Raw genomic sequence first — 10,313 nt, 5'->3', positions numbered from 1 at the left:
GGCCGAGCATGAAGCTGGTCCAAGACATCATGGTGTACGGCACCCGGGAGCTGCCCCGCTGGAACACCATCAGCATCAGCGGCTACCACATTCGGGAGGCGGGCGCCACCGCGGTCCAGGAGCTCGCCTTCACGCTGGCCGACGGGATCGCGTACGTGCAGGCCGGCATCGAGGCCGGCCTCGAGGTGGATGCGTTCGCGCCGCGGCTGTCGTTCTTCTTCGACGTCCACAGCGACTTCTTCGAAGAGATCGCCAAGTTCCGGGCCGCCCGCCGGATGTGGGCCCGGATCATGCGCGAGCGGTTCGGCGCGCGCAACCCCAGGTCGCTGATGCTCCGGACGCACGCGCAAACGGCCGGCGTCAGCCTCACCGCCCAGCAACCGCAAAACAACATCGTGCGCACGGCGCTGCAGGCGCTGGCGGCGGTGCTCGGCGGCTGCCAGTCGCTTCACACCAACTCGCTGGACGAGACCTACGCGCTGCCGACCGAGGAGGCGGCGACGCTCGCGCTGCGGACGCAGCAGATCATCGCCCACGAGACCGGGGTCACGAACACCGTGGACCCCGCCGGCGGCGCCTACTTCCTCGAGGCGTTGACCGACCGCCTCGAGGCCGAGGCGGCGTCCTATATCCGGACGATCGACGAGATGGGCGGCATGCTGGCCGCGATCGAGCAGGGGTACCCGATGCGCGAGATCGCCGACGCCAGTTACCGCTACCAGCAGCAGCTCGAGCGACGCGAAAAACTCGTCGTCGGCGTCAACGAATTCGCCGACCGCGAGGCGGTCCCGATCCCGAAGCTCCGGATCGATCCGGACGTCGAGCGCCGGCAGATCGACCGGGTTCACCGCACCCGCGCCGCCCGCGACCAGGCGGCGGCCCGCCGGGCGCTGGACGCGCTGCGGCGCGCCGCAGATACGGGCGCCGAGACGATGCCGGCGATCGTCGACGCCGTCCGGGCCCGCGTCACCGTCGGCGAGATCTGCGACGTGTTCCGGCAGGTCTACGGAGAATACCGCGAACAGGCCGTCTTGTAACGCGCCCCCGCCGGCCCGAATCTAGGCGACGACGCTCTGCCTCACCCGGCGCAGCGCGCGGACATCCGTTTGACTCCTGTGCCGATCGCCGGTAGTATGAGATAGACCGACGCGTCGGTCTACACTATCCAACGGTCATCTCAACGCCAGGACGGCGATGCTCGAAAGTAGCAGAACCCTGGACCTTAGAAGCCGGCTTGACTTCGCCGCCGACCGGCTTCGGGCATCTGCGGGCGAGGCCCACGTACGCGCCAAGTCGGCAGGCGAGCCGATCCTGGCTTGGACGTCCGTTGAGATCCCCGCGCAGGACCCGCTCACGGCCTTCGACGGCGGCCGCCCGCAACTCGACAGGCGGATGCTGTTTCTGCGCCCTGAGGACCGATTCGGCATCGGTGGCATCGGGACGGCGTGGACCTACGCCTGTGAAGGCCGGGACCGGTTCGCGCTCGCCGAGGCCGCGTGGCGACGGGTGACCGAGCGGGCGGTCGGCGACGACGCAGGCGGCCCCGTCGTCATGTACGGCTTTGCCTTCGAGGAGACGGACACGGCCTGGGATGGGTATCCGCCCGGGTTGCTCGTCGTGCCGCGCGTTCTGGTGTGGCGGAGCGGGGACAAAAGCCGGCTCATTCTCTCGGCGTTCATCGAGGCGGAGCGCACACCAACGGCGGCGGTCGGCGCCACGGTCGCGTGTGCCCGGTTGCTGCGTCAACGGCGCGATTCGCCCGGCATGGACGAGATCGCCGCGCCGTTCCGCGTGGTCGACGAATTCCCCGCCGCGGCGGACTGGAAGCAGGCCGTGCGAGAAACCGCCCACGCCGTACGGAGCGGACGCCTCCAAAAGGCCGTGCTGGCGCGCGGGATTCGCGTGCGGGGCGGCCGCCTCGACGCGTCCGCGGCGCTTCGGACGCTTCGAACCGAGTATCCGGGATGCACGATCTTCGCCGCCGCCCGGGGCGGCCGCTGCTTTCTCGGTGCGAGCCCGGAGCGGTTGGTGCGGGTGCGCGACGGTGAAGCCGCGATCGCGGCGCTCGCCGGATCGGCCCCGCGGGGGGAGACCGAGGCCGCGGACCGCGATCTCGGCGCTGGGCTGCTGCGCAGCGGCAAAGACCGCGTCGAGCATGCCGTGGTGGTCGAGGCCCTCCGCCGGGGGCTCGCCGGCATCACAACCGAGGTGTCTGGGGACGATGCCCCGCGACTGCTGACGGTGCGCAACACGCATCACCTGTACACGCCCCTGCGCGCGGTGCTTCGCGGGCGCCGGTCGGTCTTCGACCTCATCGGACGGTTGCATCCCACACCCGCCGTCGGCGGGGTGCCGAAAGACGCGGCCCTGGCTTGGATCCGGCGCCACGAGCGATGGGACCGCGGATGGTACGCCGGCCCAATCGGCTGGGCGGACGCCAACGGGGAAGGGGAGGCCGCCGTGGCGATTCGTTCGGCGCTCATCGAGGCGGACGGAGCGCGGCTGTTTGCGGGCTGCGGCATCGTCGCGGACTCGGAGCCGGATCAAGAGTTCGCGGAGTCGGACTGGAAGTTGCGGCCGCTCCTCTCGGCCCTGTCCGGGGCATAGGCGTGCCGTCTTCGCCGCCCGAGAACGCCACCTACGCGTGCGTCGGCGCGCTGATCGACGAATTGGTACGGAGCGGTGTCACGTCGCTCTGCCTCGCTCCCGGCTCGCGCTCGGCGCCCCTGGCCATCTCCGGGGCGCGACACGCCGGGATGCGCGTGTGGACGTTCATCGACGAGCGCTCCATGGGATTCTTTGCCCTGGGTATGGCACGGATGTCGCGCCGGCCCGTGGCCGTCGTCACGACGTCCGGCACCGCGGCGGCCAATCTGTTCCCGGCGGTCGTCGAAGCGCGCTACGGGCGGGTGCCGTTGGTGCTGCTCACGGCCGACCGGCCGCGCGAGCTGCGCGATGCGGCCGCCCCCCAGACGATCGATCAACTGCGGCTGTACGGCAGCCACGTCAAGTGGTTCGTCGACGTCGCCTCGCCGGAGGCCACCGACGCGCGGCTTCGCTACTATCGGGCGACGGCCTGCCGCGCGGCCGCGACGGCGATGGAGGCGCCGGCCGGTCCCGTGCACGTGAACGTGCCCCTCCGAGAGCCGCTCGTACCCGTCGTCGATCCGGCGATGCCGCCGGCCGACGCCCGCGCGTCCGACGCGTGGGAAGGGCGGCCCGGGCGGCTGCCCTACGCCGCCGCGGGGCCCAGGCCCGCGGACCCGGGCGCCGTCGAGTCGCTCGGCGCGTCGCTGTCCCGCGTGACGCGGGGCGTGATCCTCGCCGGCCCGCAGTACGATCCGGACCTCCCCGCGGCCGTGTCCCGGCTGGCCGCGGCCACGGGCTTTCCCGTTCTCGCCGATCCGCTGTCGCAGGTGCGGTCGGGCCGCCACGACCGCCGCCTGGTGATCGATGGCTACGACGCGCTGCTCCGGGTGGACGAAGCGGTGGACGCCCTCGCGCCGGAGGTCATCATCCGGCTCGGCGGCGTGCCCGCTTCCAAACCGCTGCTCCGGTATGTGGAGCGGTACGCGCGGGCGCGCCAGATTCTGGTCGACTGCGACGGCTGGATCGATCCCGCCTACGTGACGTCGGACACGGTGCGGGCCGACCCGCGGCCGTGGTGCGACGCGGTGGCGGGGCAGCTCGGCACGGCCCGAGGACGGGAGGGCTCGTCGTGGGCGAGGCGGTGGATGCGGCTCGCGGAGACGTCGCGGGCCGCGATTCGCCGCCGCCTGGACGAGATGGACGAGCCGTTCGAAGGCAAGGCCTTCGCGGAACTATCCGAGCTGCTGCCCGACGGGACCACGCTGTACGTCGGCAACAGCATGCCGGTCCGGGATCTCGACACATTCTTTGCGGGCGCGTCCCGGGCGATCCGCGTCCTGGGCAATCGCGGCGCGAGCGGAATCGACGGCCTCGTCTCGAGCGCGCTCGGCGCGGCGGCCGCATCCGCGCGGGTCGATCCGGCGGTCCCGCCCGGACGGGTCGTGCTCGCGCTCGGCGATCTGTCCTTCTATCACGACCAAAATGGCCTCCTCGCGGCGCGCGCCCATCGGCTGGACGCGACGGTCGTCCTGCTCAATAACGACGGCGGAGGCATCTTCTCGTTCTTGCCCCCGGCCGCGTATCCGGATTACTTCGAGGCCTTGTTCGGGACGCCGACTGCCCTCGAATTTCGCACGGCGGCGCAGCTCTACGAGGCCGCGTTCCTCCGCGCCGAGACGTGGCCGGCGTTTCGAGACGGGATCCGCGCCGCCCAGGACCGTCCCGGCGTCTCGATCGTCGAACTCTGCACCGCGCGCGACCGAAACGTCTCCCTCCACGAGGACGTCTTTGCGGCCGTCCGCACGGCGGTGCGGACGGACCTTCCGCGGGTGCTCGCCGGCGAGGCGTCCTAATGCATCTGGCCGTCAACGGCGTGACGCTCCACGTCGAGACCGCCGGCCGGGGACCGGCGCTCGTCCTGCTGCACGGGTTCACCGGAGGCATCGACGGGTGGGCGCCGCACCTGCCGGCGCTATCGACCCGGTATTTCACCGTCGCGATCGAGATGCTCGGCCACGGCGGATCGGACGCACCGGCCGATCCGGATCGGTATCGCATCGAGCACGCGACCGACGACGTCCTGGCCGTCCTCGACCGGCTCGGCCTGCCGAGGGCGGCGGTGCTGGGATATTCGATGGGTGGCCGCGTGGCACTCTTCCTGGCCACCGTAGCCGCCGAGCGGCTCACGGCCCTGGTCCTGGAGTCCGCATCCCCCGGAATCATGGACCCGGGCGAGCGCGCGGCACGGACCGAGCAGGATGCCGCGCTGGCCGAGGCGATCGAGCGGGACGGCGTCGCCGCCTTCGTCGACCGCTGGGAACGCCTGCCCCTCTTCGCCGCCCAGGCCGGGCTGCCGGCCGGGGCGCGGGCCGCCCTTCGGGCGCAGCGCCTGGCGCATCCGGCGCGCGGCCTGGCCAACAGCCTGCGGGGATTGGGGCAGGGTGCGCAGCCGTCCCTCTGGGCGCGCCTTCCGACGCTCGCGCCGCCGGCCTTGGTGCTCGCCGGCGCGCTGGACACACGCTACGCAGCGCTGGGGCGGGAGATGCGCCGGAGGATGCCCAACGCGCGGCTCGTCGTCGTCCCGGGGGCGGGGCATACCGTGCATCTCGAGCAGCCCGAGGCATTTCGGCAGGCCGTCCTCGAGTTTCTGGCGACCGTGGACGATCCGCACACCGGCCAGCCTGTGAGGTGAGGGAGAGCATGGCGATCGAATGGCAGACTGTGTGTGAGTATACGGACATCCTCTATGAGCGCGCGGAGGGCATCGCGAGGGTCACCATCAATCGGCCGGAAGTCCGCAACGCGTTCCGTCCCGAAACCGTCGCCGAGATGATGGACGCGTTCGCGCGCGCGCGCGAGGACGGGTCGGTGGGCGTCGTCCTGCTGACCGGCGCGGGCACGGAGGCATTCTGCTCCGGCGGCGATCAACGGATCCGCGGCAGCGCCGGGTACGTCGGGGGGGACGGGGTCCCGCGCCTCAACGTGCTGGATCTCCAGCGCATGATCCGCACGCTGCCGAAGCCCGTGATCGCCGCCGTCGCCGGGTACGCGATCGGCGGGGGGCACGTGCTGCACCTGGTCTGCGATCTCACGATCGCGGCCGACAACGCCGTCTTCGGGCAGACCGGCCCGCGCGTCGGCAGCTTCGACGGGGGCTACGGGGCAGGGTACCTCGCGCGGGTCGTCGGACACAAGAAGGCGCGCGAGATCTGGTACCTCTGCCGGCGCTACTCCGCGCAGGACGCCCTGGCAATGGGCCTCGTCAACACGGTCGTCCCGCTGGACCAACTCGAGGCCGAGGCAGTCCGCTGGGCGAAGGAAATCCTCGAAAAGAGCCCGATGGCGATCCGCGTGTTGAAGGCCGCCTTCAACGCGGATACCGACGGACTGGCCGGCCTCCAGCAACTCGCGGGCGACGCGACGCTGCTCTACTACCTGTCGGAGGAGGCGCAGGAGGGCCGCAACGCCTACCTCGAGAAGCGCCGGCCGAAATTCTCCGAATTTCCCCGCTATCCGTAGCGGGCCGATGCGGCCGGCCGCCACGATGCCGGAGTGGCTCGCCTGCCAGGCGCGGGCCGTCCCCGGCCGGCTCGCCCTGGTCGCCGGCGACGTGCGCTGGACCTTTGCCGACCTGGATCGGCAGGCGCGCCGCACGGCGCGGCGGCTTGCATCCCTGGGGGTGCGCGACGGGGATCGCGTGGCGCTCCTGCTCAGGAACAGCGCGGCGTACGTCGCCCTGACGCACGCGCTCGCACGGCTCGGCGCCGTCGCCGTCCCGCTCAATGTCCGGCTGGCTGTTCCCGAGCTCCGCTGGCAGCTGGCCGACGCATCGCCCCGCACGCTCGTGAGCGATGCGGCGGCGGCGGCGCGGGCGCTCGAAGCGGCCGAGGGGCTGCCCCGGTTGGAGCACGTGGCCGTCGTGCACGAGCTGGACGCGCTGCCCGAGGCGGACGTGCCGCTTCGTGAGCACGTCGATCTCGCATCCGTGCAGGGCATCGTCTACACGTCGGCCACGTCCGGACGGCCCAAGGGGGTGCTCCTCAGCTTCGGCAACCATTGGTGGAGTGCGCTGGGATCGGCCCTGCGGCTGGGCCTCGACGGCGACGACCGGTGGCTGGCGCCGCTGCCCCTCTGGCACGTCGGCGGCCTGGCGATTGTGTGGCGCAGCGCGATCTACGGCATCACGATGGTGCTGCACGACGCGTTCGATCCCGCGGCGGTCAATCGTGACATCGACGGCGGCGCGGTGACGGTGGCGTCGATGGTCGGGACGATGCTCGAGCGCGTGCTCGCCTCACGCCACGGGCGGCCGTTTCCGCCGTCGCTCCGCTGCGTGCTCCTCGGCGGGGGACCGGCGCCCGCCGGACTCCTCGACGCCTGCAGGCGCCTCAAGGTGCCGGTGGCCGGGACCTACGGGCTCACCGAAGCGGCCTCGCAGGTCGCCACACTCCCGCCGGACGAGACCCTGTCGAAGCCGGGATCGGCGGGCCACCCGCTGCTCCCCACCCGGATCCGGATCGACGCCGACGGCCGCGCCGCTGCGGCGCACGAGATCGGCGAGATCCTGGTCGCCGGCCCGACGGTGATGCTGGGATACGCCGGACGCCCCGATGAGACCGCCCGGGCGCTGCACGGAGGATGGCTCAACACGGGCGATCTGGGCTACCTCGACGCCGACGGATGCCTCTACGTCGTCGATCGGCGTGACGACCTGATCGTGACGGGCGGCGAGAACGTCTACCCCGCCGAGGTGGAAGCGGTCCTGCGGGAGCATCCCGCGGTGGCGGACGCCGGCGTGATCGGCATCCCGGACGCCACGTGGGGACAGGCGGTCGGCGCCGCCGTCACCCTGCGTCCCGGCGCGGCGGCGATGGCCGAAGAGCTGCGGACGTTTTGTGCCGCGCGGCTGGCCCGATACAAGCTGCCCCGGTCGGTCTGGTTCGTCGAAGTCCTGCCGCGGTCGAGCGGCGGCAAATTACTGCGGCGCGCGATCCGTGAGTGGGCCGCCGCGCAGCCGACCCCTGGGCCGGGCGCCATGCCGGACCGATGAAGATCGATCGCGTCGAGCTGCGCCACGTCCGGATTCCATACGTCACGGCGTTCGAGACCTCGGCCGGGCGCGAGGCGTCGAAGGATTGCATCCTCGTGCGCGCCTGGGCCGACGGCCTCGCGGGCTGGGGCGAGTCGCCGGTCTCGTCGGCGCCCTTCTACGTCGAGGAGACCGTGGAGACGGCGTGGCCCATCCTCCTCGAGTTCCTCGTCCCGCGCGTCCTGGGCCGGACGTTCTTGGAGCCCGCCGAGCTCGCGGGGTGGCTTCGGCCGATCCGGCGGAACTACATGGCCAAGGCGGGCCTCGAAGCCGCGGCCTGGGACCTCGTCGCGCAGGCGCGGGGGGTGCCGCTCGCGCGCGCGCTCGGCGGCACACGGACCCGGGTCGCCGTCGGCATGAGTGTGGGGCTGGAGCCGGCGATCGGGGCGATCCTGGACCGGATCGAGACGTGGCTCGCCGACGGGTACCGGCGCATCAAAGTGAAGATCAAACCCGGCCTGGACGCCGCGCTGATCGCCGCGATCCGCTCACGGTTCGGCGCTATCGCGCTTGCGGCCGACGCCAACGCCGCGTATGCTTCGGCGGACGCGCCGGCGCTGGCCGCGCTTGACGCCTACGGCCTCGTAATGCTCGAGCAGCCCCTCGATCACGACGACCTCGTAGACCACGCCGCGCTGCAGCACCTTCTGCGGACACCGATCTGCCTCGACGAGTCGATCGGGTCCGCGGCCGGCGCCCGGAAGGCGCTCGATCTCGGGGCGTGCCGGATCGTCAACGTCAAGGCGGCGCGGATGGGCGGGCTCTCCGAGGCGCTCCGCTGCCACGCGCTCTGCCGGGAGCGGGGAGTGCCGGTGTGGTGCGGGGGATTGCTGGAAACCGGCGTCGGCCGTGCCGCGAATATCGCGCTCGCGTCGCTGCCCGCCTTCACGCTGCCGGCGGATCTGGGGGCGAGCCGCCGCTATTTTCGCGAGGACGTGATCGACCCGGAGGTCACGGTGAACCCCGACGGGACCGTGGACGTGCCGTCCGGGCCCGGACTCGGGTTCCGCGTCGTCGAGCGGATCGTCGAGAAGTATACGGTCCGCACGGCGACGCGCTCCGCCTAGCGCGTGAACCGGAGCGATTCGGGGAAAATATTGACGCTGGGACAAGGTGATGTACGAGAGACCCAAGCGGGCCGGTCCGGCCCGCGCAAAGGAAGGTGATCAAGGGTGAGATCGCTCTTCGTCGCGCTCGCGGCCGTCCTGGCCATCGGCGTCGCGTCGCCGGGGCCGGCGGGTGCGGAGGCGGCGCTGCCGTACAATCTGACGCTCACCGGATCGTTGTACTCGGGCGTCCATCCGACGGGCGCGATCGCGGGGACGTTTGGCGGCGTGGCCGTCGACGGCCAGTATTCGGGAGGCGGCTGGAACCTGTCGGCCTACGGACGTCCGTTCGCGGCCGGCACCTACGCCTGTGTGTTCGTCTGTCGATTCACGGGGACGACGCTCGCCGGGCGCCCGCTCACGTATGCGTGGACGTCCCAGGTGCCGACGTGGGACGCCCAGACGCAGATCACCCACGGGTTGATCGGAGGTCTGTTCGCCTCCCGTTCCTCCTGGGCGGCACAGGTCGCGGCGTGGGCGCGGGCCAACGCGTTGCCGCCGTCCCTGCAGACGCGTGTCACCGTAGACGCCGAGACGGGCATGTAGCCGCCGGGTCGAACGCGCGGGTATCCATCCGAGGCCGCCGGCCCCCCCCGGGGGCCGGCGGCCGCGACGTGCGCTCGCGTCATGACGAGGACCGCGCACGCGGCGTGCAAGACAATCACGACCTGATGGAGGATCGGAGCGCCCGCACGTAACGTGCCGCCGAGCGCGCCACGACGGCCTTCGCGTCGCCCGGCACCGTTCGATCGAACCATCCCCCGTAGATCCGGTCGAAGGCCAGCGGCTCCACCGCGGCGGCAATGCGCGCGACCGTCTCCGCGGGGAGCGGGATGTAGTTCGGATAACTGTACATGAAACTCACGGCGCGCGGGTCGGGCACCGACTGAATGGTGTCGCCGGTCAGCAGCACGCCCCGGCCCCCGGCGCCGGCCGGCCAGTGCAGCGCCGCCGATCCGGCGAAGTGACCGCCGCACCGCAGGAGCGTGAGCCCGCCCGGCAGCGCGCACCGCTCGCCGTCCCAGAACTCGATGGCCGGATCAGGCCGCATGACGTGCGCGCGGTCGGCGGCGTGCAGATAGATAGGCACCCGCCCGAACGCGCGGCTCCAGTCGACCATCGACGCGTAGAAATGCGGGTGCGAGATCGCGACGGCCGCCAGCCCGCCCATCGCTCCGACCGCCTGTACCACGCCGTCGTCGAGCAGGCTGATGCAGTCCCACAATACGTTGCCCGCCGGCGTCCGCACGAGCAGCGCCCGCTGCCCGATCGCGAACGCCGGCTCCATCCCGATGCCGAGCAGATCCGGCTCCTCCGCGCGCAGGACGTGCCGGTGAGATCGCCGGAGCGCGTCCGGGAGCGTCCACGCCTGGCCCTGCCGGCCGACGAATTGGCGCTCGTCCTCGCAGATCGGACACGCGGCAGGCGGGGCCGCGCGCTCGGCAAACTGCACCCCGCACGTCGTGCAGATATAATGGGGCATACGGCGGGCTTCGCCCTCCGGCCGACGCGGGCCTGTCCGTTTTCCG

Annotated in this window: 9 protein-coding genes; 8 read left to right on the top strand and 1 reads right to left on the bottom strand. The window is 71.9% G+C overall.

The window, feature by feature from the left end; genetic code table 11:
* The 8 genes from VGZ23_20565 to VGZ23_20530 all read left to right on the top strand — a co-directional run.
* On the top strand, positions 1-1,037 hold a 1,037-nt coding region (locus VGZ23_20565), incomplete at its 5' end, for a methylmalonyl-CoA mutase family protein (GenBank protein ID HEV2359990.1).
* A gap of 157 nt (positions 1,038-1,194) precedes the next feature.
* Positions 1,195-2,607, top strand: a complete 1,413-nt coding sequence (locus tag VGZ23_20560) for an isochorismate synthase (protein ID HEV2359989.1) — start codon at positions 1,195-1,197, stop codon at positions 2,605-2,607.
* A gap of 2 nt (positions 2,608-2,609) precedes the next feature.
* Entirely contained in the window at positions 2,610-4,442 is a 1,833-nt protein-coding gene (gene menD / locus VGZ23_20555) for a 2-succinyl-5-enolpyruvyl-6-hydroxy-3-cyclohexene-1-carboxylic-acid synthase (GenBank protein HEV2359988.1), read from the top strand.
* Positions 4,442-5,281: a 2-succinyl-6-hydroxy-2,4-cyclohexadiene-1-carboxylate synthase gene (gene menH, locus VGZ23_20550; GenBank protein ID HEV2359987.1), complete on the top strand. Its 840-nt coding sequence runs from the start codon at positions 4,442-4,444 to the stop codon at positions 5,279-5,281. Before menD ends, menH begins: the two co-directional genes overlap by 1 nt.
* Positions 5,282-5,289: 8 nt before the next feature.
* Positions 5,290-6,108 carry a 1,4-dihydroxy-2-naphthoyl-CoA synthase gene (gene menB, locus VGZ23_20545; GenBank protein HEV2359986.1) on the top strand — a complete coding sequence of 273 codons (819 nt, stop codon included), beginning with the start codon at positions 5,290-5,292 and terminating at the stop codon, positions 6,106-6,108.
* Positions 6,109-6,115: 7 nt separating this feature from the next.
* A complete protein-coding gene (gene menE / locus VGZ23_20540; protein HEV2359985.1) occupies positions 6,116-7,639 on the top strand; it encodes an o-succinylbenzoate--CoA ligase in 1,524 nt (507 codons plus the stop codon).
* The gene (gene menC, locus VGZ23_20535) at positions 7,636-8,745 is read left to right on the top strand and encodes an o-succinylbenzoate synthase (protein ID HEV2359984.1); all 1,110 of its coding nucleotides are present in this window, start codon (positions 7,636-7,638) and stop codon (positions 8,743-8,745) included. Before menE ends, menC begins: the two co-directional genes overlap by 4 nt.
* Before the next feature lie 105 nt (positions 8,746-8,850).
* Positions 8,851-9,330 carry a hypothetical protein gene (locus VGZ23_20530; protein HEV2359983.1) on the top strand — a complete coding sequence of 160 codons (480 nt, stop codon included), beginning with the start codon at positions 8,851-8,853 and terminating at the stop codon, positions 9,328-9,330.
* Positions 9,331-9,445: 115 nt separating this feature from the next.
* On the opposite strand, the gene VGZ23_20525 is transcribed toward VGZ23_20530, so the two are convergent.
* Positions 9,446-10,267: an MBL fold metallo-hydrolase gene (locus tag VGZ23_20525; protein ID HEV2359982.1), complete on the bottom strand. Its 822-nt coding sequence runs from the start codon at positions 10,265-10,267 to the stop codon at positions 9,446-9,448.
* Positions 10,268-10,313 lie beyond the last annotated feature (46 nt).

Source organism: bacterium (assembly GCA_035945995.1).
In the GTDB taxonomy this organism is placed as follows: Bacteria; Sysuimicrobiota; Sysuimicrobiia; order Sysuimicrobiales; family Segetimicrobiaceae; genus DASSJF01.
The sequence above is the reverse complement of the archived record's forward strand: the minus strand, read 5'-3'. Positions and strand labels throughout refer to the sequence as shown.

What these genes read in the sequence shown, in the direction of transcription:
- menB (HEV2359986.1), top strand. Translation starts at nt 5,290, where the DNA reads ATGGCGATCGAATGGCAGACTGTGTGTGAGTATACGGACATCCTCTAT.
- VGZ23_20560 (HEV2359989.1), top strand. Translation starts at nt 1,195, where the DNA reads ATGCTCGAAAGTAGCAGAACCCTGGACCTTAGAAGCCGGCTTGACTTC.
- menH (HEV2359987.1), top strand. Translation starts at nt 4,442, where the DNA reads ATGCATCTGGCCGTCAACGGCGTGACGCTCCACGTCGAGACCGCCGGC.
- menC (HEV2359984.1), top strand. Translation starts at nt 7,636, where the DNA reads ATGAAGATCGATCGCGTCGAGCTGCGCCACGTCCGGATTCCATACGTC.
- menE (HEV2359985.1), top strand. Translation starts at nt 6,116, where the DNA reads ATGCGGCCGGCCGCCACGATGCCGGAGTGGCTCGCCTGCCAGGCGCGG.
- VGZ23_20525 (HEV2359982.1), bottom strand. Translation starts at nt 10,267, where the DNA reads ATGCCCCATTATATCTGCACGACGTGCGGGGTGCAGTTTGCCGAGCGC.